General features: G+C 62.7%; 24 protein-coding genes and 1 pseudogene. 11 read left to right on the top strand and 14 right to left on the bottom strand.

What is annotated here, in order from left to right; translation table 11 throughout:
- Positions 1-39: 39 nt before the first annotated feature.
- From H4I97_RS22920 to H4I97_RS22910, 3 genes are read right to left on the bottom strand one after another with little or no spacing between them, the layout of a single operon-like run.
- On the bottom strand, positions 40-1,125 hold the full coding sequence (locus tag H4I97_RS22920; protein WP_182307997.1) for an ABC transporter substrate-binding protein: 1,086 nt from the start codon (positions 1,123-1,125) through the stop codon (positions 40-42).
- The gene (locus H4I97_RS22915; protein WP_182307996.1) at positions 1,122-2,513 is read right to left on the bottom strand and encodes a sensor histidine kinase; all 1,392 of its coding nucleotides are present in this window, start codon (positions 2,511-2,513) and stop codon (positions 1,122-1,124) included. Before H4I97_RS22915 ends, H4I97_RS22920 begins: the two co-directional genes overlap by 4 nt.
- A complete protein-coding gene (locus H4I97_RS22910; protein WP_182309048.1) occupies positions 2,500-3,177 on the bottom strand; it encodes a response regulator transcription factor in 678 nt (225 codons plus the stop codon). The genes H4I97_RS22915 and H4I97_RS22910 overlap by 14 nt, the downstream gene beginning before the upstream one ends.
- Positions 3,178-3,547: 370 nt before the next feature.
- On the opposite strand from H4I97_RS22910, the gene H4I97_RS22905 reads away from it, so the two are divergent.
- The 3 genes from H4I97_RS22905 (at position 3,548) to H4I97_RS22895 (ending at position 6,746) form a co-directional block, all read left to right on the top strand.
- Complete coding sequence (locus tag H4I97_RS22905) at positions 3,548-4,522, top strand: Bug family tripartite tricarboxylate transporter substrate binding protein (protein ID WP_378143624.1); 975 nt, start codon at positions 3,548-3,550, stop codon at positions 4,520-4,522.
- A 203-nt stretch (positions 4,523-4,725) separates the two neighbouring features.
- Positions 4,726-5,184 (top strand): tripartite tricarboxylate transporter TctB family protein, encoded by a 459-nt coding sequence (locus H4I97_RS22900; RefSeq protein WP_182307994.1) that lies wholly within the window; start codon positions 4,726-4,728, stop codon positions 5,182-5,184.
- A 50-nt stretch (positions 5,185-5,234) separates the two neighbouring features.
- A complete protein-coding gene (locus H4I97_RS22895; protein WP_182307993.1) occupies positions 5,235-6,746 on the top strand; it encodes a tripartite tricarboxylate transporter permease in 1,512 nt (503 codons plus the stop codon).
- An 86-nt stretch (positions 6,747-6,832) separates the two neighbouring features.
- Here the strand turns inward: H4I97_RS22895 and rbsK are convergent, their stop codons facing one another.
- The 6 genes from rbsK to H4I97_RS22865 all read right to left on the bottom strand — a co-directional run bounded on the left by rbsK (position 6,833) and on the right by H4I97_RS22865 (position 13,047).
- Positions 6,833-7,762, bottom strand: a complete 930-nt coding sequence (gene rbsK / locus H4I97_RS22890) for a ribokinase (protein ID WP_182307992.1) — start codon at positions 7,760-7,762, stop codon at positions 6,833-6,835.
- Positions 7,759-8,220 (bottom strand): RbsD/FucU family protein, encoded by a 462-nt coding sequence (locus tag H4I97_RS22885; RefSeq protein ID WP_182307991.1) that lies wholly within the window; start codon positions 8,218-8,220, stop codon positions 7,759-7,761. Before H4I97_RS22885 ends, rbsK begins: the two co-directional genes overlap by 4 nt.
- Positions 8,221-8,279: 59 nt before the next feature.
- Complete coding sequence (locus H4I97_RS22880) at positions 8,280-9,296, bottom strand: LacI family DNA-binding transcriptional regulator (RefSeq protein ID WP_182307990.1); 1,017 nt, start codon at positions 9,294-9,296, stop codon at positions 8,280-8,282.
- A 14-nt stretch (positions 9,297-9,310) separates the two neighbouring features.
- Positions 9,311-10,222 carry a carbohydrate ABC transporter permease gene (locus H4I97_RS22875; protein ID WP_182309047.1) on the bottom strand — a complete coding sequence of 304 codons (912 nt, stop codon included), beginning with the start codon at positions 10,220-10,222 and terminating at the stop codon, positions 9,311-9,313.
- Complete coding sequence (locus tag H4I97_RS22870) at positions 10,222-11,340, bottom strand: carbohydrate ABC transporter permease (protein ID WP_182307989.1); 1,119 nt, start codon at positions 11,338-11,340, stop codon at positions 10,222-10,224. The genes H4I97_RS22875 and H4I97_RS22870 overlap by 1 nt, the downstream gene beginning before the upstream one ends.
- Before the next feature lie 66 nt (positions 11,341-11,406).
- Positions 11,407-13,047: an extracellular solute-binding protein gene (locus H4I97_RS22865; RefSeq protein ID WP_182307988.1), complete on the bottom strand. Its 1,641-nt coding sequence runs from the start codon at positions 13,045-13,047 to the stop codon at positions 11,407-11,409.
- Positions 13,048-13,391: 344 nt separating this feature from the next.
- Here H4I97_RS22865 and H4I97_RS22860 point away from each other — a divergent pair, with 344 nt between their 5' ends.
- From H4I97_RS22860 to H4I97_RS22850, 3 genes are all read left to right on the top strand, one after another.
- Positions 13,392-14,453, top strand: coding sequence for an ABC transporter ATP-binding protein (locus H4I97_RS22860; protein WP_182307987.1), 1,062 nt, complete (start codon positions 13,392-13,394; stop codon positions 14,451-14,453).
- Between the two features lie 280 nt (positions 14,454-14,733).
- Positions 14,734-15,831 carry a carboxynorspermidine decarboxylase gene (locus H4I97_RS22855; protein WP_182307986.1) on the top strand — a complete coding sequence of 366 codons (1,098 nt, stop codon included), beginning with the start codon at positions 14,734-14,736 and terminating at the stop codon, positions 15,829-15,831.
- Between the two features lie 51 nt (positions 15,832-15,882).
- Positions 15,883-17,121: a saccharopine dehydrogenase family protein gene (locus H4I97_RS22850; protein WP_182307985.1), complete on the top strand. Its 1,239-nt coding sequence runs from the start codon at positions 15,883-15,885 to the stop codon at positions 17,119-17,121.
- A gap of 103 nt (positions 17,122-17,224) precedes the next feature.
- Here the strand turns inward: H4I97_RS22850 and H4I97_RS22845 are convergent, their stop codons facing one another.
- The gene (locus tag H4I97_RS22845; RefSeq protein WP_182307984.1) at positions 17,225-18,130 is read right to left on the bottom strand and encodes an alpha/beta fold hydrolase; all 906 of its coding nucleotides are present in this window, start codon (positions 18,128-18,130) and stop codon (positions 17,225-17,227) included.
- A gap of 276 nt (positions 18,131-18,406) precedes the next feature.
- On the opposite strand from H4I97_RS22845, the gene H4I97_RS22840 reads away from it, so the two are divergent.
- The 3 genes from H4I97_RS22840 (at position 18,407) to H4I97_RS22830 (ending at position 19,537) form a co-directional block, all read left to right on the top strand.
- A complete protein-coding gene (locus H4I97_RS22840) occupies positions 18,407-18,910 on the top strand; it encodes a hypothetical protein (protein WP_182307983.1) in 504 nt (167 codons plus the stop codon).
- A gap of 65 nt (positions 18,911-18,975) precedes the next feature.
- On the top strand, positions 18,976-19,278 hold the full coding sequence (locus H4I97_RS22835; RefSeq protein ID WP_182307982.1) for a BrnT family toxin: 303 nt from the start codon (positions 18,976-18,978) through the stop codon (positions 19,276-19,278).
- A complete protein-coding gene (locus H4I97_RS22830) occupies positions 19,262-19,537 on the top strand; it encodes a BrnA antitoxin family protein (protein WP_182307981.1) in 276 nt (91 codons plus the stop codon). The genes H4I97_RS22835 and H4I97_RS22830 overlap by 17 nt, the downstream gene beginning before the upstream one ends.
- A gap of 179 nt (positions 19,538-19,716) precedes the next feature.
- Here the strand turns inward: H4I97_RS22830 and H4I97_RS22825 are convergent, their stop codons facing one another.
- A complete protein-coding gene (locus H4I97_RS22825; RefSeq protein WP_182307980.1) occupies positions 19,717-20,490 on the bottom strand; it encodes an AraC family transcriptional regulator in 774 nt (257 codons plus the stop codon).
- 92 nt (positions 20,491-20,582) lie between these two features.
- On the opposite strand from H4I97_RS22825, the gene H4I97_RS22820 reads away from it, so the two are divergent.
- Positions 20,583-21,329: an SAM-dependent methyltransferase gene (locus tag H4I97_RS22820; protein ID WP_182307979.1), complete on the top strand. Its 747-nt coding sequence runs from the start codon at positions 20,583-20,585 to the stop codon at positions 21,327-21,329.
- 75 nt (positions 21,330-21,404) lie between these two features.
- Here H4I97_RS22820 and H4I97_RS22815 read toward each other — a convergent pair whose 3' ends face one another.
- The 3 genes and pseudogenes from H4I97_RS22815 to H4I97_RS22805 form a co-directional block, all read right to left on the bottom strand.
- A complete protein-coding gene (locus H4I97_RS22815) occupies positions 21,405-22,157 on the bottom strand; it encodes an ABC transporter ATP-binding protein (RefSeq protein ID WP_182307978.1) in 753 nt (250 codons plus the stop codon).
- Positions 22,151-23,232: pseudogene (locus H4I97_RS22810) on the bottom strand (FecCD family ABC transporter permease). Before H4I97_RS22810 ends, H4I97_RS22815 begins: the two are co-directional and overlap by 7 nt.
- 121 nt (positions 23,233-23,353) lie before the next feature.
- The gene (locus tag H4I97_RS22805; protein WP_182307977.1) at positions 23,354-24,490 is read right to left on the bottom strand and encodes an ABC transporter substrate-binding protein; all 1,137 of its coding nucleotides are present in this window, start codon (positions 24,488-24,490) and stop codon (positions 23,354-23,356) included.
- A gap of 113 nt (positions 24,491-24,603) precedes the next feature.
- Between H4I97_RS22805 and H4I97_RS22800 the strand changes: the two genes are divergently transcribed.
- Positions 24,604-25,410: a class I SAM-dependent methyltransferase gene (locus H4I97_RS22800; RefSeq protein ID WP_182307976.1), complete on the top strand. Its 807-nt coding sequence runs from the start codon at positions 24,604-24,606 to the stop codon at positions 25,408-25,410.
- The last annotated feature ends 169 nt before the right edge of the window (positions 25,411-25,579 follow it).

Genomic DNA, 25,579 nt, shown 5'->3' with positions numbered 1-25,579 from the left:
GCCGGCGTAACCGCCGGCATTTTTCCGCTACAGCTCCGCTCAGCGCACCGGCCGTGCGAAGAGGTCCATCCAGCCGGCGATGAAGCGTTCGCGCTGCGCCTTGTCCTGGGCGGCGAGCAGGGCAGGTCCGATGCGGATCGGCCGACCAATGCCTGAGTCCATCAGCGCCGGCGGACCATCCACACCGGTAGGCAGCGGTGCCCGCTCGGAAAAGAAGAAAGCCTTCTCGCGGGCGACGCGTTGGCCCCGGCCGGACAGCAGGTAGTCGAGGAACCGGGCCGCCAGGTCCGGCCGTCCGGATTTCTCCGGAATCAGCACGCCGCGCGACAGCACCAGCGTGTAGTCGCGCGGCACGACGATCTTCAAATTCGGGTTCTGCAGATAAGCTGCATAAGCATAAGAGCCCAGGATATTGTACGCGATGCGAAGATTGCCGCTCGCGATCTCGCCGAGCACTTCGTTGTTGCAGCAGCGGGTGACGGCTTCTGCACGACTGAAGCTCTCCAGAAGTCGGCCGTAGACGGTCGGCGCCTGGCGCGCATCGTTGAAGGCAAGCAAATAGCCGATGCCCGAGGCCTGCACGTCATACGTCCCGATGCGCCCGCGGTAGACATCCGGCTTCCGCCGCAGAAGTTCGGAGAGTTCCTCATGGGTGTGCGGCACATCCTCCGGCGGCACGCGCGAACTGTCGTACACGATGACGGCGGGCTCGAAGGTGAAACCGTAAACCTCCTCCCGCCAGTTCGCCCAGTCGGGCACCTGCGCCGTGACGAAGGAGCGGTGCGGCCGGGCACAACCGTCATTGGCAAGCTTGACGAGCTGGTCGACCGACGATGAAAGCCAGAGATCTCCGTGGACTCGACCCTCGCGGCAGGCTTCTTCCGCCTCGCGGAAAAGATCGTTGGTCACGTAATCGGTGAACTCGACCGTGACGTTCGGCATGGTTTCCTGAAAGTCGAGGATCAGCGGACGGATGGCGTTGAGGTCGGTCGCGCCATGGATAACGAGCTTCGCGTTTTCTCCTGAAGGAGCAGGAAAAACTGCGCGTTCGCCCTCGATCGCAAGGACCGGCGCAGACCAGAGTCCGGCGAAGAAGAGGACGACAGCGGCAGCGAAACGGTTCATGGCTTCCCCTGGCCGCGCAGCGGCAATTTCAACACCACGGTGAAGCCGTGCTCCTCATTCCTTGAACGGAACGTCAGTTCGCCGCCGAGGGCTGCCGCCACCTCCGAGGAGATGGCAAAGCCGAGGCCGGCACTCCCCTCGCCCGATTTCGATGTCACGAACCGTCTGGTCACCTGGCCCCAGTCCGCCTCCGGAATGCCGGGGCCGTCGTCCTCGACCTCGACCAGTCCGAATTCCGGTGTGTGGACCACCCGCACCTCGAGCCGCGAGACCGTACCGTGGCGTAGCGAGTTGTCGATCACGTTGACGATCGCTTCCCGCAGGCTGAGTTCGTCGCCGAGCACGACGACATCCTCGTCCGGGGCCTCGAAGGAGACGACAATGTCGGGATCTATGGTGATTGGTATGGCGGCCCGGAAGGCCTTGCGGGCGACCCGCGTCAGGTCGAGCGGCACGAGCTGGGCAGAATCGAAGCGATGGATGACCATTGCATGGTTCAGCAGTTGATTGGTGAAGCGGGCGAGTTCGCCGGCGCGGTTGCGGACCCGCTCCAGATGCCGCCGATCGCTGTCTGGCAGGCTATTCTCATCGATCAGGCTGACCTGCGCCGAAAGTGCTGTGAGCGGCGTACGGATTTGGTGGGCGCTGTCGGCGATGAACCGCTGGAGCAGCTTCACGCGCTCATCGAGCCGTCGCATGAAATGATTGATCGACGAGACGAAAGGCGAGAGTTCACGCGGCACATCGACGGTGAGCGGCGTCAGGTCCTGCGGATCGCGCGCGACGAGTGTCTCGCCGAGGGCGGAAACCGGCCGCAGCGAATAGCGGATCGCCAACGCTGTGCCGGCGAGAGCAAGCGCACTCATGGCTGCGACGAGTGCCAGCGCCCGGGTGGAGAGCTCTGAGGCGAGTACCTGCCGCGCCTGCGTCGTCTGTCCGATCACGACATGAGCCCAGCCGGAGGTGGATGGGTCCGAGATCGCCTTTCCGGCGACGATGACCCGCAGAGGCTCGCCGCGATAGTGCATGTTGAGCAGGATCGGACCCGGCCTTGCGCGCGAAAGATCGACCTCCGGCGTCAGGTCCTCGTAGCCGGTCATCGTCTCTCCGGCAGGGTCGATCACCCGGTAGAAAATGCGGTCGCGGCCGGCGAGCCCGAGCAATTCGAAGGCCGACGAAGGCAGGTTGACGACGAGTTTGCCGTCCTCGACCGTCAGGCCTTCGAGCATCTGCAGGGCGGCGCCCTGAAGGAGACGGTCATAGGCCTCGTCTGCGGCAGTCCGCACATAGAGCCAGGCTGCGCTCATCAGGATGGCGGCGCCGACCGCCAGGACGATTGCGACACGCAGGAGAAGACGGGAGAAGAGTGACGATTCAGGCCTGTACATCGGCGACCAGTTGATAGCCGAGGCCGCGGACCGTGACGATCCGCGCCTGAGCACCTTCGAGCTTCTTGCGCAGCCGTCCGACGTAAAGCTCGATAGCGTTCGGGCCAGCCGGCTCCTCGAAACCGAAGAGCTGGTCGAGAAGCTGGTCCTTGCTGAACACCCGGCCGGGGCGCGTCGCCAGGATCTCCAGCAGCGTCATTTCCCGACGCTTCAGCTGCACTTCCCGCTTGCCGACGCGCACGCTCCTGTTGGCGCGGTCGAGCACGATGTCGCCGCAGGCGATGATGTTGGTCGCCTCGCCGCCGCTACGCCGACGCATCAGCACGCGGGCGCGGGCCTCGAGCTCGCGGAAATCGAAGGGCTTGACGAGATAGTCGTCGGCGCCGAGGTCCAACGCACTCACCCGGTCGTCGATCTCGGAACGGGCGGTCAGCACCAGGACGGGGACCGCGTTGCGACTGTGGCGCAACCGCTTCAAAATCTCGAATCCGTCGAGGCCCGGCAGCATCACGTCGAGAATGACGAGATCGTATTCGGTGAAATCGAGGATGTCGGAGGCCGCACGACCGTCCGTCTCCCAGTCGACCGTATGCCCGATCGTTTCGAAACGACGGATGATCGCTTCACCGACATCGTGAGTATCTTCCACCAGCAGAATGCGCATGGCTGACCGTGGCACGGATGGCCCCGCCGATCAAGCGCGCGCTTGGGCCGGGGTATGCCTGAGGCTCATTAATACCCGTGACAGCATTGTGACAGGTTTGCGTCTTAAAACAGGATCGCCTGATCCGGGAGAGAGTGCCGGGCAGGTATGGGGAGGAGCACTCCGAAAAACGACTGCCGAATGCGAGCCGAGGCCGGGCCTCGTCGCAACGACGTCCCGTAGGCGGACGACCGAAGGCATACGGTTTCTCTTCCCCGATCATGGCACCTTCTTCACGCGACGAGGGACGCGCCGCAAGACGAACCGCGCGAGGCGGCCCCGAGAAGAAAACGGGATCGCCGGGCGCTGAAGATCACATGGGAGAGAGATGATGATCCGTTTTCTGACCAAGACTCTGGCGGGAGCCGCACTGGTGACGCTCGCCGCCGGCACGGCCGCCTTCGCCGAACCGGCAAAGCCGGAATGCCTTGCCGGTGCCAAGCCCGGCGGCGGCTTCGACCTCACCTGCCGGCTCGCCGCCAATGCACTGCTCGAAACAAAGCAGATCTCCACGCCGATGGCCGTGACCTATATGGAAGGTGGCGTCGGTGCGGTTGCCTACAACCACGTGATCGGCAAGCGCGGGAGCGACGGCAACCTGATCACCGCCGCATCCTCCGGCTCGGCGCTTCTGATCGCACAGGGCAAGTTCGGTAAGTATGATGAAAACGCCGTCCGCTGGCTCGGCGCGCTGGGTGCGGACTACGGCGTACTCGTCGTCTCGGCAGACTCCCCGTACAAGACGCTCGGCGAACTCGTCGAAGCCTACAAGGCCGATCCCAACAGCTTCGCCATCGGCGGCGGTGGTGCCGTCGGCTCGCAGGACTGGATGAAGGGCTCGCTGCTCGCGAAGGCTGCCGGCCAGGATCCGAAGGCCATGCGCTACGTCGCACTGGAAGGCGGTGGCGCTGTGCTGACCGCACTCGAAGGCGGCCACGTCAAGGTCGGCTCGGGCGACGCCGCCGAGATGGGCAAGCATCATCTGGCCGGCAAGGTCCGCATCCTCGCCGTCATGGCGCCGGAACGCCTGTCGGGCGAGCTCTCCGGCGTCCCGACCGCTCGCGAACAGGGCTTCGATATCGACTGGCCGGTCTGGCGCGGCTACTATGTCGGCAAGGACGTTTCCGACGCCGATTACGACTGGTGGGTCTCCACCTTCGAAAAGATGAGCAAGACGCCGGAATTTGCCAAGGAGCGCGAATCCCGCGGCCTGTTCGAGTTCACGCTGCTCGGCAAGGATTTCGACAAGCGCGTCAAGGACGACGTCGCCAAGTTCAAGATCCTCGCCAAGGAAGCCGGCATGTAATTGCCGCCTGAACCCGCACGACGAGACCTTCCGGGAGCAATCCCGGAAGGTCGTTTCCGGGCCGCTTCCGGGTCGCCGCAGGAGCCTCGTGCTCGCCATGCCCGCGACCCTGAGATCCCGCCCGTGCCGCACGACAGAGCCGTCGCCTGCCTATGCTGACCGCTCGTGCCAGGATTTCCCTTTCGAAGGGTGGAGACCAGACCATGTCAGACCATAGCAGAACATCCCTCCTCACCGGCCGCATCGGTGCGATCTGCGTGCTCGCCTTCGCCGTTGCCTACGGCATCGGCGCCAGCCGCATCGACTATTCCTTCTCGTCCGATCCGCTGGGGCCGCGGGCCGTGCCGCTGATGCTCGCCGGCGTCCTTGGCGTGCTTGCGCTCTTTTATCTGCGTTCGCCGGGAAGCGCCGAAGGCTTCCCGACGGGGACACTGCTTCTGCGAGTGCTGGCCGTGCCGGTCGTGCTGGTCGCCAGCGTTGCCGTCTTCGAACCTGCAGGCTTTGCCGCGTCGATCTTCCTGCTCACCTTCGGGACCGGCCTGATTTTCGGCGCTCCGCCGCTCAAGGCCCTGATCGGAGCAGCCGGTCACGCCGCGCTGTGGTGGGTGGTCTTCGACTGGTTGCTCGAGGTCTATTTGCCGGTCGGCGCGCTCTTTAGCTGAGCCGACGGCACAACCGAACACGTCTCCCCTAACCGGGAAAGGTCTTAGTCATGAATTTCGAATATCTCGCCCAAGGCTTCGCCGTCGCGCTGACCTGGCAGAACCTGCTGATCGGCTTTGCCGGTTGCTTCATCGGCACAATGGTCGGCGCACTTCCGGCGATCGGACCGATCAACGGCATCGCGCTCCTGCTGCCGATCGCCTATACGATGGGCCTGCCGCCCGAGAGCACGATGATCCTCCTCGCATCCGTCTATTGCGGCGCTGAATATGGCGGACGCATCTCCTCGATCCTCCTCAACGTACCCGGCGATGCCGGCGCCGTCATGACGGCGATGGACGGCTACCCGATGGCGAGACAGGGCCGCGCCGGCGAGGCGCTGGCACTTTCCGGTCTCTCTTCCTTCGTCGGCGGTATCCTCGGCTCGATCGGACTCGCCCTCTTCGCGCCGCTGCTTGCCGGGCTCACGATCGGCTTCGGCCCGGCCGAATATTTCGTGCTGATGGTCTTTGCCTTCGCAACCCTCGGCTCCATGGTCGGCGACCAGCCGGTCAAGACCCTGATCGGCTGCACTCTCGGTCTGATGCTCGCAACCGTCGGCATCGACGCGACGTCCGGCGCCTACCGCTTTACCTTCGACGAGCCTGAACTCGGCGACGGCATCGAATTCGTCGTGCTGGTGATCGGGCTCTTCTCGATTTCCGAGGCACTCATCATCCTGGAACACCAGGGCCGCGGCTTCACCATGATCCGCGATCTCGGCCGGATGACCGCCCGCTGGGCCGACATCGTCAAATGCAGCGGCACGACACTCAGAAGTGCGCTGATCGGCTTCGTCGTCGGCGTTCTGCCGGGGACCGGCGCCTCGGTCTCGAGCGCCGTCTCCTATACCACCGCGAAGCGCATTTCCGACACCGAAGGCACCTTCGGCAAGGGCGACGTTCGCGGGCTTGCGGCGCCGGAAGCAGCAAACAATGCGACCGCGTGCGGCGCCTTCGTACCGATGCTCACCCTCGGCGTACCCGGCTCGGGTACGACCGCCGTCATGCTCGGTGCACTGATGCTCTACAACATCCAGCCCGGTCCGATGCTGCTTGCCGAGCGTCCGGAGATCGTTGGTGGTCTCGTCGCCTCGCTCTTCGTCGGCAACTTCATCCTGCTCGCTCTCAACCTGCCGCTCGTCAACATCTTCGCCCGCGTGCTGACTATTCCCAACTGGCTGCTCGTTCCCGGCATCCTGGTGCTGTCGATCATCGGCGTCTATTCGACCCACGCCTCGATCTTCTCGATCTACCTGATGCTCGGCATCGGCATTATCGGCTGGCTACTCCGCAAGGCCGGCTTCGACATGGCGCCGCTCATCCTCGGCTTCGTGCTCGGCCGCGTGATGGAGGTGAACCTCCGAAACGCATTGGCCATCAGCGGCGGTGATCCGTCGATCCTCTTCCAGAGCACGATCTCGATCGTTCTCTGGTTCATGGCCGCAGCCGTCGCCATCCTTCCCTGGTACCTGTCGTACCGCGCGAAGAAGCGGATCAAGCAGGCCGCGCTGACCGCCTGACCTTTCGCGAAGCTCCCGAGAGAGCGCCGCGCCGATCGCTTGCTCAAGCGTCGGCGCGGCGCACGCATGTCGGTGAGGGTGTTCGTCTAGGCGTTCGAAAGAAGGGCGTCGATCTCGGCGCGCATCGGCATGGCCGGGGCCGTACCCGGCCGCGTCACGGCGATCGCCGCCGTTGCGCAGCCTAAGCGCACCGCCTCCACAGGATTCCGGCCTTCCGAAAGCGCGGTTGCGAACCCGCCAAGGAAAGCATCCCCCGCGCCGGTCGTATCGATCACCTTGCCGGCGGAAAAGGCTGGAACGAACTCGCTCCTTCCGGCCGTGTGATAGAGCGCGCCACGGGCACCGAGAGTGATGATCGCCGCGCCAACGCCTTTCCGGAGCAGCAGATCGCCTGCGGCGCGAGCCTGTTCGTCCGTCTCGACGGGATGCCCGACGATCTCGGCCGCTTCGACCTCGTTCGGCGCAAAGAAATCACATAAGGCGTAGATTTCATCGGGGAGAGACCGGGCAGGCGCGGGATTGAGAATGGTCGTCACACCAGCCGCCCTCGCGATCGAAAGGCCATAGATGGCCGCTTCGATCGGTTGTTCGAGCTGAGTCATGAAGATCGCCGCATTCTCGATATCTTGCCGGTTGGCATCGACGTCCTCCACTCCGATCAGACCTGCAGCCCCAGCAGCGACGATGATGGCGTTGTCACCATTCTCCTCGTTGACGAAGATGAAGGCTGCCCCCGTCGGCACCTCGTCCATCTGAATGACATTGGCCTTGACGCCGGCCGCCTTGTAGGCCGAGAGCGCCATCTCGCCGAACGGATCCTTGCCGACCCGCGAGATGAAGGTCACCTCCCCGCCGGCCTTGGCGGCAGCGATCGACTGGTTGGACCCCTTTCCGCCGGGACCGAGTGCAAAGCCGGATCCCATGATCGTTTCGGCGATCCGCGGCAAGCGCTTTGCCTTATAGGCAGTGTCGGCGGCGAAGATTCCGAGAATGACGATGCCGCGGCGCGCACTCATCTGACGATGTCCTCAGCCGGGATGACGCCCTTCGTCAGCAGGAAACATCCGTAGAATCGAAGTTCGCCGGTGGCGATCACGCAGTAGGCCTTCTTCGCCACCTCGTAAAAGGCCATCCTCTCGACACCGTACATCGGCGATGGGCGGCCTTCCACGCGATCGACGATGGCCTGTACCTCCGCCTGAACCCCGGGGATCTCGTCGGGCTTGCCCATCACTTCCATGCGGCCGACCGACGGCTGAACCGGCGTGTCCAGCGGAAAGACCGACAGGATCGCGTCAATCGCACGCGGTGCGGGAATGTTGTCCATCGTCAGGAGCTTGCCGATGCGGGTTTGCCTGGCAATCGCATCGGAGGGGAAATTCGCATCCGCGACCACCAGGTGGTCGCCGTGCCCCATGGTGCTCAGTGCTTCGAGAATGGCGCCGTTCAGTTCGGCCCTGATGCCTTTCAACATGTCCTTCGTCCCCTTTTTTCAGGCAGCTATCTGGTCTTCTTCATGCTCAAGGTCGTGCCTCAGGCGAGGCTTGACCCTCTTCCCGGCACGGGCCCCGTCGATCTGCGAACAATCAGCGAGCCCTCGACCATTTCATCCTCGTCCGGTGACTTCTGATCCAGGAGACGCTCGACGGCGCGCGCAGCCAACCGATCGGTCGGCTGACGAACCGTCGTCAGGCGCGGCACGACAAGCTTGGCCAGTGTGATGTCGTCGAACCCGGTCACCGACAGTTGGTCCGGCACGTCGACCTTGAAGTCTCGGGCAGCGCGCAGGGCACCAATAGCCTGCTGGTCGCTGGCGGCTGCTATTGCCGTCGGCCGGTCGCCCGGCTCTCGCGCCAGCAGCGCGCGCGCTGCTCTCTCGCCGGATTCGTAGTCGAACCGCCCGGTGACGATTTCCAGTTCGATCGTTTCGCCGGCCTCGCTCAGTTGCTGCACCCGCGTCACGAAGCCTTTCTGGCGCATTCGCCCGGCCTCGGTTTCAGGCGGACCGGCAATATAGGCGATCCGCCGATGCCCCAGCTCGTAAAGGTGGTCGACGACCAGGGATGCGGCCTGCGCATGGTCAGTCGAGACCAGCGGGTACGAACCGAAGCGGCGGTCGAGCGATATGATCGGAACCGGCGCATTGATCTCCAGGTGCGAATTGCCGTTGCTTGCGACGACGATGATCCCGCGCACGGAACGGTCGAGGAATGCCAGGATGTGGCTCTGTTCTGCCTCCAGATCCTCATGAGAGCTCGCCAGCATCACCATATGACCGGCTTCGAGCGCGGCACGCTCAACGCTCGCAGCGAGCTGTGCAAAGAACGGGTTGGTGATGTCCGGTACGACGAGACCGATCACGTCAGTCTTGCTGGTCCGCAGGGCACGCGCGGTCACGTTGGGGCGGTAGCCCAGTTTCGCGATCGCCGCGTTGACCTTCTCCCTGTAGACCGGCCTTACCGCCTCCTCCCCTGCGATCACACGCGAGACCGTACCCACGGAAACGCCTGCCTCGACAGCTACATCCTTGACCGTGGGCGTCTTTCGCATGCCAGCTCCCGCTTCTACTTGACGGCCCCGGCAGTCATACCCGCGATGATGTGCTTTTCAAGCAGGACGCCGACGAAAACCAGAGGAAGGATGCCGGCCGTGGAAAGGGCCGCCATCGACCACCAGTTGATGCCCTGGCTGCCGGTCTGACTGGCGATCATCACCGGTAGCGTGTTGGTGTTGGTGGACGTCAGCAGGGCGGCGAAGAAATACTCGTTCCAGCACAGGATCAGCGCCAGGATGAAGGCGGCGATCATCCCCGGCAGCACCAGCGGCACGATGATGCGCGAGAAGGCACCCCAGATCGAAAGACCATCGACAAGCGCGGCCTCTTCGAGCTCCACCGGTATGGTGGCGAACTGGTCGCGCATGATCCAGACCACGATCGGCAGGACCATGAGCGTGTAAACCGCGATCATGCCGACATAGGTATCGAGAAGAGCGAGCTGCTTGTAGAGGACGAGGAACGGCAGCGCGAGCACGACGGGTGGCATGATGAGCTGCGACAGGAAGAAGAAGGAGATGTCGGAGTTCCGCATGTAACCGAACCTGTAGCTGAACCGGCTGAGGCCGTATGCTGCAAGTGTCCCGAGGAAAACCGCCAGCGTTGACGAGGCGCCAGATATGATCACGCTGTTCCAGAAGCGGCGCATGAATTCGGCGCGCACCGTGGACGTTTCGAAGATCGTGTCGGGAGAAAGCCCGAGCGAACGCCAGCCAAGCCATGACGGCTGAAAATCGAGGAGCGGTACGAGATGGCCGCGCATCACGTCGGCCGCAATCTTCAACGACGTGGTAACCGTCCAGAATACCGGGGCGATGCAGATGACTGCCCAGATTGTAAGGAGGCCGTAGACGACGAAGCGCATGGCCCACCAGCGCATCCGCTGCCGGCGATCGAATTTGTCGAGGTCAACAGAAATCATCATAGCCTTCCCGTCATACGTTGCACGATACGGTCGGCAATCTTCATCAGGAGCGTCATCCCAAACACGATGATCACCAGATAGGCGAGCGCCAGCAGGGTGCCGTAACCGACATTCGAACGATCGCGGTATTCGCGATAGATGAAGCTCGTCACGGAATCGGTCGCTCCACCCGGTCCCCCGCTTGTAACCGTAATGACGATGTCGGCGAGCTTCAGCTTGAAGATAATGCGGATCATGACGGCGGTGACCGAAACTGGCAGCATCAGCGGAAAGACCACCTTCCAGAAGCGCTGCCATTTCGTCGCGCCGTCCACTTCCGCGGCCTCCAGGACCTCTTTCGGCAGAGCCTGCAGCCCGGCGAGCAGCATGACCATCATGAACGGTATGAAGGTCCAGGCGTCCATGATCATGATCGAGAGCCTGGCTGTCAGGGGATCCCCGAAGAAGGACGGGTTTTCCCAACCGAGCCAGCGGGCAAAGCGGGCGATGGGACCGAAGCGGGTTTCGAGCATGGACTTGCCGACCATCCAGCTCACCGCAACCGGCGACAGCATCAGTGGCACCAGAAACGTAACTCGCCAGAACTTTCGCGCGACGATGTTCTGGTTGAGCAGCAGCGCCAGCCCGAACGCGATGGCATATTCCACCACGATTGCAAGGCAGTAGTAGATCATGTTGACGAGGGCGTTGATGTAGAATGGATCGGACACCAGACGCCGCAGATTATCGAGCCCGTTGAAGCGCCGTCCCGTCGGCGAGGCGAGGTTCCAGTCGGAAAAGCCGATCCAAACTGCAAAAAGAAGCGGGAACACCACCATGGAGATCACGAAGAGTGCCGCGGGCAGCACGAACAGTGCCTTCTTGCCGGCCTCGCCATAAATCACCACTCGGGTGACACAGAGAACGCCCGCCCAGATGAAATACGCATAGAGAACCGGGCGCCAGTTCTCGAAGCCCAGGCTCGTCCAGCCGAGATCATGCGCGGCTTGCAGACAGAAGGATGTGAGAAGCCAGAAGACACTCAACCACAGAGCTGCCTTGCCCCAGAACTTCCGGCCTTGCGAAATGGAGTCCGTCTCCACCGTGTGCAGCAGATCGCCGTCGACCATAGACATCGATTTCCTCGTTCCGACGAATGCAGGCCGGCGGATAGACTTCCGCCGGCCTGCAGGTTCAATCGATCAAAGCCCGAGGCTCGCCCGGTAGAGCTTCAACTGGCTTTCACGTCCGATCTGGTCGGTGATCTTTTCCCAGGCAGCGGCAATCGCATCCGCAGTCTCCTGGGCCGACTTGTATTGGCCGGCAAAGCCCTTAGCCAGTTCGTCCTCGGCGACGGAGTAGTACTGGAAGATGCCGGGAATACGCGGCTCGATCGCTGCATTCGGGTGGTTGTAGCTGTCCGCGTTGGAGCCGAGGTAATCCTCGACATAGGCCCGGTCGTAACCGGCAGCCGCCCATTCGTCATAGTTGAAGTGGGACTGACGGTAGGGCTGGAAGCCCGACGGATAGGCCGAGGTCCAAAGCGAGATGTCCTTGCCACCGAGGTGGGCTGCGGCAGACCACGCCGCCTTGCGCTTCTTTTCGTCACCAGTGACCTGTTTGGTGACGTAAATGCCCCAGCCGAGATAAGCCATGTTCGGCGCTTCGTTGTACTTGTCTTCCCACGCACCGGTCTTGCGGTTGTAAACGCGGTCGGAACCACGATTGATACCGAAGCCGACGACGTCGCCGACGACGGACGTGTCGGAGGTACGGGCGCTGGAGCCGACATCACCCCACCACATCAGCATGGAGCCGGTGCCTGCGAGGAACTGCGAGAAGGCGGTCGTGCCCGGATCGGCGTTGATCTGGTCGGCCGGATAGACATTGGCGGCGATCAGGTCCATCACGTCCTGGATGGCCTGCACCCACGCTGGATTATTGACGAGCGGCTTCATGTCTTCCGGATCGAACAGCCAGGCCGGATCGCCCGGATATTTCGCGTAAGCCGTCGCGCGGTTCTCGATGAAGTAGAAGCCGAAACCGCCCCAGCCCTTCAGCGGGTCGAGATAACCGTAGGCGGGCAGCCCAGTCAGCGGATCGGTCTTTCCAACGAGCGCCTTTGTGGCGGCATTGACCTCCTGCCAGGTCTTCGGCGGATTTGCCATGCCGCTGATTGAACCCTCGCCGAAATAGTCCTTGCGGTAAGCGAAGGTGTGGCAGTCGCCGTCGATGGTGACGCGATAAGTCTTGCCATCCCAGGTACCGACCGGCGGCTTCAGATAGCCGACGAGGTCGTCGGCCTCAATCTGTGCGGCAACCCAATCCGGCATTTCGTCCAGGAGACCGCGGCCTGCCGTATCGCCTTCGAACGGCGCACCCATTTCCATGATGTCGAAATCGACGGTGCCGGTCGCGATGGACTGCTGCAGGCGAGCGTTGTAATCGGCCTGCGCGAGGTCGATCCAGTTGATCTTCGCACCCGTATAGGCTTCCCAGGGTTTCAGGAAGCCGCGGAACAGGAAGTTGTGAAGGTTCTGGTTGTTGAGGCCCATGAAGGTCAGTTCGACCCCGGCGAATTCGCCCTCCGCAACATTCGCCTTGGTCGGGCCGAGGCAGAGCTCACCTACCTTCTGCCAGTCCGCATCCGTCGGCGAACCCTTGCCGACGCCGGGGATCTGCAAGAGCTGCGCGCGCAGATCGTCTGCCGCGAAAGCCATACCGGGGATGCCGCCCATCACGCTCGAGACGCCGAGCAGGGCGGCCGCACTGGCCGTGCCGCGCAAAACGTCGCGACGGCTGGCCTGGCGCTTCATCAGCGCATCATAGATTTCGACTTTCATTTGTGTGTTCTCCTCCACATATCCGTTAGACGTCTCGCCCCGTCGATGAGGGGGTTCTTGCAGGGCCGCCTTTTGCCGCTAGCCACGGACAGAAGTATCTGCTAAGCAAGAAATGAAACGTTTCATATTTCGGGTGAAGCCGCTCCTCTCAGCCTCGATGTCGAACATCAGACTCCCGGAGGGAAATGTCAACAGGAAATGAAACGTTTCATGGAGGAGGTGCCGAAGGCTATCGGGCGGCGATGCGGAGAGGAGTCCCGCGCGCATTCACGCTCGGCCTTTCGGCAGAAATGGAGCGCCGAACATCGTGCCCGTCGGGCCAGATGTCCGGCAGGAGGAGAAAAATGGCGGAAGTGAACATATCCGGCGTTCGGAAAGTCTATGGCGCCCTCAACGTGCTTCACGGCATAGATGTCGACATAGCCGACGGAGAATTCGTCGTACTCGTCGGCCCGTCCGGATGCGGGAAGTCGACGCTCCTGCGCATGGTCGCGGGGCTCGAGGGCATTACCAGCGGCACGATCTCGATCGGCGGAAAGGCGGTCAACAATCTGCCGCCGAAGGACCGCGACATTGCGATGGTGTTTCAGAGCTATGCGCTCTACCCGCACAAGACCGTCGCTGAAAACATGGTCTTTGCACTTCGCCTGCAAAAGCAACCTGCCGATCTCATCAAGCAGCGCTTGCAGACCGCCGCCGAAACGCTGGACCTCGTCCCCTATCTCGACCGATATCCGCGCCAGCTCTCCGGCGGTCAACGTCAGCGCGTGGCGATGGGCCGCGCCATCGTCCGCTCGCCGCAGGTCTTCCTGTTCGACGAGCCCCTGTCGAACCTCGATGCTAAGCTGCGCGTTCAGATGCGCAAGGAAATCAAGGAGCTGCACCAACGCTTGAAGACGACGACCATCTACGTCACCCACGACCAGGTCGAGGCGATGACGATGGCCGACAAGATCGTCGTCATGCAGGGTGGCAACGTCGAGCAGATCGGTTCGCCGCTCGAGCTTTACGACCGGCCCAACAACACATTCGTCGCAACCTTCATCGGCTCGCCCTCGATGAATCTCATCCAGGGCACCTACAAGGCCGACGGCAATCTGTTCGTCACCGAGACGGGTGACGAGATCGCCCTTGGATTTTCGCCGAAAGCCAACGACGGTCAGGCAGTTCAGCTCGGCGTCCGGCCGGAACACCTGTCGCTCGGCGACGCTGGTCTCAAATCGACGATCGTCGTGACGGAACCGACCGGACACGAGACCATGGTGTTCCTGCGCTACGGCGGCAGCGAACTCGTCTCGGTCCTGACGGAACGCTACGACTTCGGCCCTGGACAATCGATTGTCGTTTCCCCGCGGACGGACAAGCTGCATCTTTTCGATGCTCAGAGCGGCAAGACCCTGCGATAGGTCTCCCTCGCCTTTGCGGGCGAGGCTGCGTTTCGAGAGATCGGAATGTCCCCGCCTGCGGTTCACCGTGACGGCACCGCCAGTCGTCGTCACGGTGAACCATCTTCGGATCGCTCCAAAAAAGCCTGATGTGCCTGACTCGGGTTGCCTATTCGCCCCAAATTCCCTAGGACCCCCGCTAGCGCGGTGGATTGACTTCCCCTCGGGCGCCAGGACGGCCTCGGTGGGAATGCGGTTTCGAAAAGCCGCATCCGTTTTCACCAGAGAGGCGTGGCAAACCTTGATCCAGACCCCGTACTACCTGATCGACAAGACGAAGCTCCTCCGCAACATGGAGAAGATTGCGTATCTGCGCGAGAAATCCGGTGCGAAGGCTCTGCTGGCGCTCAAGTGCTTCGCGACCTGGGGCGTCTTCGACTTCATGCGGGACTATATGGACGGCACCACCTCGTCCTCACTGAACGAAGTCCGCCTCGGCCACGAGCGCTTCGGCAAGGAGACGCATGCCTATTCGGTCGCCTATGCCGATTACGAGATCGACGAAGTCGTCAGCCACGCCGACAAGATCATCTTCAACACGATCGGCCAGTTGCAGCGTTTCGAAAAGCAATCGGCCGGTATCATCCGCGGCCTTCGCCTCAATCCCGGTGTTTCCTCTTCCTCCTTCGATCTCGCCGACCCTGCCCGTCCCTTCTCCCGCCTCGGAGAATGGGACCTCGCCCAGGTCGAGCCGGTCATGGACCTCATCTCCGGCTTCATGATCCACAACAACTGCGAGAACAAGGATTTCGGCCTCTTCGACAAGATGCTCGGCGACATCGAGGAGAAGTTCGGCCCGCTGCTCAAGAAGGCCGAATGGGTGAGTCTGGGTGGCGGCATCCATTTCACCGGCGAGGACTACCCGATCGACCGTTTCGCCGAACGGCTGAAGCGATTTGCCGGCGCCTACGGCGTCCAGGTCTATCTGGAACCCGGCGAAGCCTCGATCACCAAATCGACCACGCTCGAAGTCACCGTGCTCGACAAGCTTTACAACGGCAAGGACCTTGTCGTGGTGGATTCGTCCATCGAAGCACACATGCTGGATCTGCTGATCTACCGTGAAAGCGCGAAGGTCTCCCCCAACCAGGGACCACATCGGTACATGGTCTGCGGCAAGTCGTGCCTCGCCGGCGATATCTTCGGCGAGTTCGATTTTCCGGACGAACTGAAGGTCGGAGACCGGATTTCGATCCAGGACGCAGCCGGGTACACGATGGTCAAGAAAAACTGGTTTAACGGCGTGAAAATGCCGGCAATCGCCATCCGGGAACTGGATGGCAGCATCAGAACGGTCCGCGAATTTTCCTATGCGGATTACGAACAAAGCCTCTCCTGACCAGGATCAGGACGGCCTCTGACGATTGGACATAAGGAGTTGGTCCCCATCATGAGAAAGAATGTACTCATCGTCGGCGCCGGTGGCGTCGCACAGGTCGTGGCGCACAAATGCGCGCAGAACAACGACGTGCTCGGCGACATCCACATCGCCTCGCGCACGAAGGCGAAGTGCGACGCGATCATCGCCTCGGTTCACGAAAAGAAGGCGATGAAAGAGCCCGGCGCGCTCGAAGCCCATGCGCTCGACGCACTCGACATCGAGGCCACCAAGGCGCTCATCAAGTCGACCAAGTCCGAGATCGTCATCAATGTCGGCACGGCGTTCCTCAACATGTCGGTGCTGCGCGCCTGCATGGACACCGGCGTCGCCTATATCGACACCGCGATCCACGAAGAGCCGAACAAGATCTGCGAGACGCCGCCGTGGTACGGGAACTACGAGTGGAAGCGCGCCGACGAGTGCAAGGAAAAGGGCATCACCGCCATCCTCGGCGCCGGCTTCGACCCGGGTGTCGTCAACGCCTATGCGCGGCTTGCCAAAGACGAATATCTCGACAAGGTGACCGACATCGACATCGTCGACATCAATGCCGGCAGCCACGGCAAGTACTTCGCCACCAACTTCGACCCGGAAATCAACTTCCGCGAGTTCACCGGCGTCGTCTATTCCTGGCAGGGCGGCGAATGGAAGGTCAACAAAATGTTCGAGATCGGCAAGGACTACGACCTGCCGGTCGTCGGCACCCGCCGCGCCTATCTCTGCGGCCATGACGAAGTGCACTCGCTGGCGAAGAACATGGACGGCGCCGACGTGCGCTTCTGGATGGGCTTCGGCGACCACTACATCAACGTCTTCACCGTGCTGAAGTCGATCGGCCTCCTCTCGGAGCAGCCGGTGAAGCTCGCCGACGGTTCCGAAGTCGTGCCGCTCAAGGTCGTCAAGGCCTGCCTGCCGGACCCGGCCTCGCTTGCCCCCAACTACGAAGGCAAGACCTGCATCGGCGACTATGTGAAGGGCTTCAAGGACGGCAAGGAAAAGACCGTCTTCCTCTACAACGTCGCCGACCACAAGGAAGCCTTTAACGAAGTGGGCAGCCAGGGCATCAGCTACACGGCAGGCGTCCCGCCCGTCGCAGCAGCCATGCTCGTCGCCACCGGCGAATGGGATGTGAAGCAGATGGCGAACGTCGAAGAACTGCCGCCGAAGCCGTTCATCAACCTCCTGAACAAGATCGGCCTGCCGACGCGGATTCAGGACGAGGATGGTGATAGGGCCGTGGAGTTCTGAGCCGGGCTAGGGCTTGAGAATTGAGGCCCGCGGGAATGATCCCGCGGGCCTCTCGTTTTGGTGGAAGCTTCGCCGAAACAGCCAAGGCCTAAGACGACAATCATCAGGACGAACCTGAGGCGACGTCATCCTGGAACCTGCGTGCTGGACCTTCCGGGATGGCGAGAAAACGCGTCAGCTCCCACCAGACGGCTTCGGGTTGTTCCTCGGGCGAAAAATGCCCACAATCGTCTATGACTGCGCCACGAACGTCTCGAAATCCTGCGCGTCGAAAGCCACTCAGATAGTCCTCGATTGCGCCGTGTTCGTCCTTGCCTCTCATGTATAGAAGCGGAACGTCGACCAGACTTCCCGACTGCGCTGCGGCGGCATTCTCCTCGGCATCCCGACCGAAAGAGCGGTACCAGTCAAAGCCCGTCCTGAGTGCACCCGGCACGCGATAGGCGCGAGCGTACTCGGCACGCGCTCGCGCCGTTATCCTCGCCGGATGGCGTGCAATCGTGTCGTAGAAATAGTCGAAATATCGACGTTCGCGTTGCCTGACCAACGCTTCCGGAAGGTCGGGTACGGCATGGAAGGCGAAATGCCAGATCGCCGGATTCCTCCAGATCTCCTCCCAGGGAGGAATGCCGGGAACAGCGACGTTCATGATGACGGCGGCGGCAACGTCGCTCGACCAGTCGCGCGCACAGCGATAAGCGATCTGCCCGCCTACGTCGTGCCCGACGACCACGACGGACTGCAGTTCTCTACTGCGCACGAAACTGTGCAAGGTCGCGGCGATGTCGCCACTCCCCCGAAACGGTGTTTCGAACAGCGATCCCCCGACCCCCGGAAGATCGACCGCAATCACGTGAATTCTGTCGCACGCAAGTGCCATAACGCGACGCCAGGCCGCCCAGCTTTGCGGCCAGCCGTGAAGAAGCACGACGGAAACGTCGGTCTCGGCCCCGGCCTCCACGGCATGAATTGTCCTGCCGCTCACGCGGGTCTCGGTGTGTCTGAACACGTCTGTCCCTCCGCTTTGCATGGCTCACAGCAGTAGATACGGATGGGCGGGGATATTGTTTCGCATCCTGCGCATGACGCCGTACCGTCCACCGCAACCATCTGCTGGCGCCCCCAGCATTCGAGGTGAACCGCTGAATAGGACGAGGCGGCATCGGACGCGACGCCAGCGATTGATTGATCGCTTTACTCCCTCCCCCCATATCCACCCCGACCCCGCCGTGCTACGAGACGCCCGAGAAACACTCCCCATCCGCGCCCGCCCCGAGACCTCGTCATGCCCCCTGCCCTTTATCTCGACCTCACCGCCTCACTCCGCCCCCTGCTGGACGAACTGCATCAGGCGCCGGAGCGCTTCCAGACATGGGATGCCCACCTGGAGCTTGTCGCCGCCGGCGGACTGGTCGTCGTCAAGACGAAGCGGGAAAAGGGCGTGGTCGACAGCCTGTTCTGGGGTCGAGCGCCGAAGGCGACGGAAAACCAGCAGCTGCCGGAAGCGACCGCCTATGCCGCGATCGACCGCTTCCTCGGGCTGGGCGCGCATCTCGCGCTCGCCGATGCCCTGCCCGAAGGCGCAGTGCTGGACGAGGCCTATCCGCATTGCGCGGTGAAACTCTCCTGTCGCAAGAAAGGCGCGCCGAAGTCTCTGGCGCTGTCGATGGTCTTCATCGGCTTCAACGACGAGACCGACGCCATGGCCTATGCAGACCGCGCCGGAGGCAGCCTGCCGCTCACCACCACACGGCCGCTCAAGGGCGAGAAACTGCACGAGTGGCGCTGAGCACCTCCTCTTCGTGCCTTCGACTCCGGCCTTGAATTGAGCGTATATTATGACAATATACATCGATGATTGATTGGGAACGGATCATCGGGTTCGAGTGGGACGAGGGAAATGCCCGTAAGAATGCCGACAAGCACGACGTCAGCCCGAACGAAGCGGAGCAGGTGTTTTTCAACGAACCTCTGCTGATGGTCCCAGATCCCAGGCACAGTCTGGACGAGCAGCGAATTCACGCGCTCGGCCACGCCGATGACGGAAGGTTGCTCCATATCACCTTCACGCTGCGGGCAGAAGAAACGAGAATCCGGGTGATTTCCGCCCGCGACATGAGCCGAAAGGAGCGGAGCTATTATGAGCAGGAAGCCTGAGCCCGTGCCGCACTTCAGTACCGAAGCCGAGGAGCGGACGTATTGGGAGCATCACGACTCCGCCGATCATATCGACTGGAGCAAGGCGGCGAAGGTCCGTCTGCCGAACCTGAAGCCGTCATCCACGTCGATCTCGCTGCGTCTGCCCAACTCTCTGCTGGATCAGATCAAGATCGCCGCTGGCAAGCGTGACGTGCCGTATCAGTCACTGATCAAGATCTGGCTTGCCGAAAAGATCGATACCTCAGCGAAGCGATGATCTTGCCGGATCGCTGCCACCGGTGACCCGTCTATTGTCACCCGCAAGGCCAAGGCTGGGACGGCAGTCGCCTTGACGACTCGAGAGGTCTGGACTTCGTCCGGTTGGCCATCCCGTCTCTCGCCAGGCGACACGCCCCACACCCGGCCTTACGGCTCGAACCGTTCCGTCGACCTCGATCAGCTGACGCCCTTCGCCTGCCGGCGTTCGGAGGGTGCATGACCGAAGTGCCGGCTGTAGGCACGGGAGAAGGCTGCCGCACTACCGAAGCCGACAGAAGCCGCGGTTGCCTTCACGCTCTTGCCGGCGCGCAACCGGACGCGCCCCAGCGTCAACCGCCAGCCATTCAGGTAGCTGACCGGGGTTGTGCCGACGGTCGCGGCAAACTCGCGGATGAAACGGCTGCGTCCCATGCCCGCGATCGTCGCCAGTTCCTCGAGCCTCCACTGTCGCGCGGGCGCGTCGTGCATGGCGACCAGGCTCGCGTGAAGCTCCGGATGCGCAAGCCCCATCAACAGGCCGGCATTCACCGTTCCGGCGGCGATCGCCCTGCGGACCGCCAGTACCACGACCACCTCCGCCAGCCGCTCGCGGATCGCGGCACCGCCGCATCTGGGTCTCTCCGTCTCGTCGATGACCAGCACCGCAAGTGCCGCGAGATGTGGTTCCTCTTCAAGTGGAAGCGTGATCTCCTCCGGCAGGGCACCGACCAGCGGATTGATGCTTCCGCCGAAGTCCACTTTTGTTCCCGCAAGCATCATCTTTGCCTCCGGCAGGTCCGGCACCACGCGCGGTCGGAACAGGATCTGGGTCGGCTGCCGCACGGTGGCGGAACCTACGATCAGCAGATTGGCCTGGCCAATCTCGTCACATGGCACGGCAGTCAATGGAAAGGTCTCCAGAAAGGCGGCGAGCCGATCATGACTTTGGGCCGACTTAGGATTCTTGATCATGTTTTTCTCCGAACGCGCGATCCAAATTCTATTAGATCTTGAAGGAGGACAAGGCCACCCAGGCCAACTGAAGCGTCATCTGGAGGAAGGGAATGAGCGAACACGCGGCAGACAAGTTCGACGACGTCCGCGCGTCCGAGTATGCGCGACAAAGCCGGATCGCGCTGGCTGGCTATGAGGCCTGCCACCAGCTCTCGGCCTGCATGCTTTCGGCCGCGCTCGGTCCGATAGGAACGGCAAGGATCCTCGTGGTCGGCGCCGGCGGCACCGCCGGCGAGATTGTCGCGGCGGCGCGCCTCGAAGCTGGCTGGACCTTTCTTGGCGTCGATCCTTCAGACTCGATGCTGGGCTTCGCCCGTGCTGCAATCGCCGAGAACGGATTGTCGGAGCGGGTGGAACTGCGGCACGGCGACCTCACAGGTGTTACGCCAGAGACCGGTTTCGACGCCGCCGTGATGATCGGCGTCCTGCACCACCTTCCGGGCGATGCCGCGAAGCGGCATCTGCTGGATGAGCTCGCGAAGCGCGTGCGCGAGGGTGCTCCACTGATCCTGGCGGGCAATTGCGGGTCCTATCGTGACAACCCGCTGTTCATGGAGGCCTGGGCCAACCGGTGGCGGATGCATGGAGCCGAACCGGATGATGTCCGCATCAAGATGAACACGATCCTGAGAGGCGCCGATCCGCCACCCTCCGAGGAGGCGGTGGCAAGGCTGCTCACCGACGTCGGTTTCGAGCATCCTCGACGCTTCTTCACAAGCCTCTTCTGGAGTGCCTGGCTGAGCCGCCGACGTCGAGAGGGCCTCGGCGATTCCCGGCAGGCGATGCGCGTACCCTGATGGCCGCGAACGGTCCGGATCACCGTCCGGCAGTCAGTTCATCGCGACGCGAAATGCTCCCTCTCGCTCCGCCGCTCACGCCGTTCCGTCGACGACGATCATCGGGCGGCCTTCGCTGCAGCATTCGACGCGGGCGGCGACCTTGTAGACGTCGCGCAGCATGGCGGGCGTGATGACCTCGTCCGTCGGGCCGCTCGCGACCAGTCTCCCGTCGGCGATCACCATGGTGCGCGTGCAGTAGCGCAGCGCATGGTTGAGGTCGTGGAGGGCGATCAGCACCGCCATGCCTTCGCTCGCCGCCGTCCTGCGCATAAAATCGAGCACCTCGATCTGGCGAAAGAGGTCGAGTGCCGAGGTCGGTTCGTCCATCAGCAGCACTTCCGGCCGGCGCACCAGCGCCTGGGCGATAGCGACCAGCTGCCGCTGGCCGCCCGAGAGTGCGCCGAGATTCCGGAAGGCGAGATCGGCAATCCGCAGTTCCACGAGCAAACGGTCGATGGCACGAAGGTCGTGCTCGGCGACCCGCCAGCCGCCTCCTTGCTTGGCCGCAAGCAGGACGGATTCGTAGACGGTCAGCACGGCATTGGCGCCGGTATCCTGCGGCATGTAACAGACGGCCCGCCGCTCGGGGCGGACATCTTCGACATGCACGGTTCCGGGACCCGAAAGCAGGTTCGCGACGCGCTTGAAGAGCGTCGACTTGCCGGCGGCATTCGGCCCGACGACAGCCGTGAGTTCGCCGCCCGGCAAGCGATCGGTGCTGATGCCTTCGAAGACCTGCGCGCGGCCGTAGCGGGCGCCGAGCCCTTCCAGTCTGATGGCTACCATGCCCGCCTCCGGTTGGTGAAGATGAGGGAGAAGAAGAAGGGAACCCCGACCAGCGCCGTGATCACCCCGATCGGCAAAATGGCGCCGGGATCAGCACCTTCGAGACGACCGAGGTGACGGAGAGCAGCAGCGCCCCGCAGATCGCCGAGCCCGGCAGGAAGAAGCGCTGGTCCTCGCCGACGACCATCCGGGCGATATGCGGTCCGACGAGCCCGATGAAGCCGATCGTGCCGACGAAGGAGACCGGGATCGCCGCAAGCAGGCTGACGAGCATCATCGTCTCGAGCCTGAGCCGCCGGACATTGACGCCGAAGGAGGCCGCCTTGTCGTCGCCGAGGCGCAGCGCCGTGAGCGCCCAGGCGTTGCGGGCAAAGAGCGGGATGACGAAGACGAGCACGGCCGCTGTGACCGCGACCTTGGGCCAGGTCGCCTTGGTGAGCGAGCCCATGGTCCAGAAGACGACGGCGGCGAGCGCCTGTTCGGAGGCGAGATATTCGAGCAGCGACAGAAGCGCGTTGAAGGTGAAGACGAGCGCAATGCCGAGCAGTACGATCGTTTCAACCGTCACGCCGCGGAGCGTCGAGACCCCGTAGATGAAGAGCGAGGCGAGCATCGCCATCAGAAAGGCGTTGATCGGAATCATGTACTCGATCGCCGCCGGAAAGATCGCCACACCGGCGACGAGCGCCATCGCGGCGCCGAAGCCGGCCGCCGCCGAAATGCCGAGGGTGAAAGGGCTCGCGAGCGGATTGGCGAGAATGGTCTGCATCTGAGCGCCGGCGACCGAGAGGCAGGCCCCTACGGTGACTGCCATCAGGGCGACCGGCATGCGGATGTCCCAGATGACGACGCGCAGCTGATTTGCGACGTCGGAGGGAGAGAAAACCGCGGAAACGACCTGGCTGAGGGTATAGCGGGCAGGACCGAGTGCCATGTCGGCGGCGACCGACAGCAGCAGGGCGAGGAAAAGCAGGACCAGGATCGCGAACCGCCGGCCGGCGAGTGCCCGATACTGCCGCCGGGTCTTCTCCGGCTCCCCCGCCCGAGGAACGCGTATGTCGGTAACGGCGACCATCAAATGTCTCTCTTGTGCAAAGAAATGCCCGGCGAGGGTGTGAGCACGCTGAAAATCGTGGAAATGCGCATTCCTGACCTCGTGGAATGGAGGGCCGGCGATCGTCGCCGGCCCGGTGTCGTCAGAGGCCGGCCTTCAAGGAGGCGAAGTATCCGGTGTGGTAGGCGACCGGCAGGAAGCGCTCGTGCAGTTCCTTGAACGTCGCATCCGGGTCGAGATCCTTGAAGAGGTCCGGATGGAGCCACTTGGCGATCTGCTGTACCGCGACGAACTGGTAGGGGCTGTTGTAGAACTGGTGCCAGATCGCGTGGACATTGCCTTCCTCGACGGCCTTGACGCCGGTGAAGGCGGGGCGCTGCATCAGGACCGCAAGCTTCTGCATGGCGGTCGCCGCATCCGCGCCGGGGCCGACGCCCACCCATTTGCCGCCCGGCACGTAAAGCTCCCAGTTGGAGCCAGTGACGATGACCTGATCCGGATTGGAGGCGATGATCTGCTCGGGATTGACCGTGCCGAAGGTGCCGGGAATGATGTCCTTCGCCATGTTCACGCCACCGGCGATTTCGACCATCTTGCCGAAGTTCTCGTCTCCGAAGGACATGCAGCAATCGTCGCTGTAGCCGCCGGCGCGCTCCATGAAGACCACGGGCTTGTCGATCCCTCCCGCCCTGGCGAGTACGTCGGTCACGCGGGCGAGCTGCTCGTCGTGGAACGTCACGAATTCCTCGGCGCGGGCCTCCTTGCCGAAAAGCTTGCCGATGATACGCATCGATTGGTCGGTGTGCTGCATCGGCTTCTCGCGGAAGTCGATGTAGACGAGCGGGATGCCGACCTTGGCGAGCTTCTCGATATAGCCGGACTCCTCGGTCGCGGACTTCGCCTCGGTGTTCATGATGATGACGTCGGGCTTGAGCGCCACCGCCTGTTCGATGTCGAAGGTGCCATCCTTCATGCCCCCGAAGGTCGGGATCTTCGCCATCTCCGGGAATTTTTCGAGATAGATGTTGTAACCGTCGAGGTCCGCCTTCTTGAAGTCGTCGCGCCAGCCGACGACGCGCTTGAAGGGCGCATCGGTGTCGAGCGCGGCGGTGAAATAGATCTGGCGGCCTTCGCCCAGAATGACCCGCTCGACCGGTACATTCACCTGAACCTCACGGCCGGTGATATCCGTGACGGTGACCGTTTCGGCGGAGGCGGCGCCAGAAAAAAGAGCGAGCGAAAACGCGGCGGCGGAGGCCACCCTATTGAATCCGAACAATTTATCTCTCCTGCGATGTGTGCTGCGGCGATTTATTATTTTATGACTTTTCGAGTCAAGAATTATCTTTTAGAAAGCTTCCAGCTTCACTCCACTTTTCAGGAAAGCCCGGAATGCAGACGGTCACGACATTTTCGAATCATGATCTTCGCGATGAGATCAAAGCCTATTGGTCAGTGCGGGCCGCGACGTTCGACAGCCAGCCCGGCCACGAGATATTTTCCGAGGCCGAAAGAACGGCATGGCACGCGCTGTTGCGGCGCCATCTCGGCGAGGGCGACGGTCGCGAAGCGCTCGATCTCGCCTGTGGCACCGCAGTCGTTTCGCATCTCCTCGACGATCTCGACTTCCGCGTCACGGGCATGGACTGGGCCGAGCCGATGCTGGAGCGAGCACGCGCGAAGGCCAGCGCCCGCGGACGGACGATCCGCTTCCTGATGGGCGACGCCGAGAACACCATGGAGCTCGATGACTCCTATGACGTGATCACCAACCGCCATCTCGTGTGGACGCTCGTTGATCCCCTCGCCGCCTTCCGCGAATGGCACCGGTTGCTGAGGCCCGGCGGCCGATTGCTGATCGTCGACGGCGACTTCGTCAATCCGGGCCTTGTCGCCCGTCTCGCAAGGAGGGTCTCTCGCTGGCTGACCTCCGCCGGGAACGCACAAAACGGGCCGTCGGCCGAGGTCCTTGCCGAAACCCATCAGAGCATTCTCTCCCGGGTCTATTTCTCCGGCGGTGCGCGCGCGGAGGCTGTCGTCGCCCTCCTCCGCCAGGCCGGCTTCGACAGGATCACCGTCGACACCGACATGCGTGCGATCCACCGCACCCAGAAGAAGAACTTCGGTTTCCTCAAGGGGCTCGAACGGGCGACCCAGCACCGCTATGCGATCTGCGCGGAGAAGAGCGCGACCGGCTGAAGCGGCGGCGATGAGAAACGCATCCGCCGTACCGGAAATGTGCGTGGGGCGATTGCGCCCGGTAGATCGTACCAATTTGGAAAGGAATTTCTGCTATTCGGAAGGATGCAGCGCTCGGCGAACATGATGTTTCCTGCGGTCCACCCGGACATGACGATGTAACCAGCAA

This window comes from Ciceribacter thiooxidans (assembly GCF_014126615.1).
Taxonomy (GTDB): Bacteria; Pseudomonadota; Alphaproteobacteria; order Rhizobiales; family Rhizobiaceae; genus Allorhizobium; species Allorhizobium thiooxidans.
This window is presented reverse-complemented; position numbering and strand designations above follow the sequence as displayed.

Coding starts and splice junctions, on each gene's coding strand:
- H4I97_RS22915 (WP_182307996.1), bottom strand. CDS start 2,513: ATGTACAGGCCTGAATCGTCACTCTTCTCCCGTCTTCTCCTGCGTGTC.
- rbsK (WP_182307992.1), bottom strand. CDS start 7,762: ATGAGTGCGCGCCGCGGCATCGTCATTCTCGGAATCTTCGCCGCCGAC.
- H4I97_RS22850 (WP_182307985.1), top strand. CDS start 15,883: ATGAGAAAGAATGTACTCATCGTCGGCGCCGGTGGCGTCGCACAGGTC.
- H4I97_RS22905 (WP_378143624.1), top strand. CDS start 3,548: ATGATCCGTTTTCTGACCAAGACTCTGGCGGGAGCCGCACTGGTGACG.
- H4I97_RS22860 (WP_182307987.1), top strand. CDS start 13,392: ATGGCGGAAGTGAACATATCCGGCGTTCGGAAAGTCTATGGCGCCCTC.
- H4I97_RS22815 (WP_182307978.1), bottom strand. CDS start 22,157: ATGGTAGCCATCAGACTGGAAGGGCTCGGCGCCCGCTACGGCCGCGCG.
- H4I97_RS22870 (WP_182307989.1), bottom strand. CDS start 11,340: ATGTCTATGGTCGACGGCGATCTGCTGCACACGGTGGAGACGGACTCC.
- H4I97_RS22875 (WP_182309047.1), bottom strand. CDS start 10,222: ATGATTTCTGTTGACCTCGACAAATTCGATCGCCGGCAGCGGATGCGC.
- H4I97_RS22885 (WP_182307991.1), bottom strand. CDS start 8,220: ATGTTGAAAGGCATCAGGGCCGAACTGAACGGCGCCATTCTCGAAGCA.
- H4I97_RS22920 (WP_182307997.1), bottom strand. CDS start 1,125: ATGAACCGTTTCGCTGCCGCTGTCGTCCTCTTCTTCGCCGGACTCTGG.
- H4I97_RS22900 (WP_182307994.1), top strand. CDS start 4,726: ATGTCAGACCATAGCAGAACATCCCTCCTCACCGGCCGCATCGGTGCG.
- H4I97_RS22840 (WP_182307983.1), top strand. CDS start 18,407: ATGCCCCCTGCCCTTTATCTCGACCTCACCGCCTCACTCCGCCCCCTG.
- H4I97_RS22880 (WP_182307990.1), bottom strand. CDS start 9,296: ATGCGAAAGACGCCCACGGTCAAGGATGTAGCTGTCGAGGCAGGCGTT.
- H4I97_RS22825 (WP_182307980.1), bottom strand. CDS start 20,490: ATGATCAAGAATCCTAAGTCGGCCCAAAGTCATGATCGGCTCGCCGCC.
- H4I97_RS22830 (WP_182307981.1), top strand. CDS start 19,262: ATGAGCAGGAAGCCTGAGCCCGTGCCGCACTTCAGTACCGAAGCCGAG.
- H4I97_RS22910 (WP_182309048.1), bottom strand. CDS start 3,177: ATGCGCATTCTGCTGGTGGAAGATACTCACGATGTCGGTGAAGCGATC.
- H4I97_RS22895 (WP_182307993.1), top strand. CDS start 5,235: ATGAATTTCGAATATCTCGCCCAAGGCTTCGCCGTCGCGCTGACCTGG.
- H4I97_RS22800 (WP_182307976.1), top strand. CDS start 24,604: ATGCAGACGGTCACGACATTTTCGAATCATGATCTTCGCGATGAGATC.
- H4I97_RS22820 (WP_182307979.1), top strand. CDS start 20,583: ATGAGCGAACACGCGGCAGACAAGTTCGACGACGTCCGCGCGTCCGAG.
- H4I97_RS22835 (WP_182307982.1), top strand. CDS start 18,976: ATGATTGATTGGGAACGGATCATCGGGTTCGAGTGGGACGAGGGAAAT.
- H4I97_RS22865 (WP_182307988.1), bottom strand. CDS start 13,047: ATGAAAGTCGAAATCTATGATGCGCTGATGAAGCGCCAGGCCAGCCGT.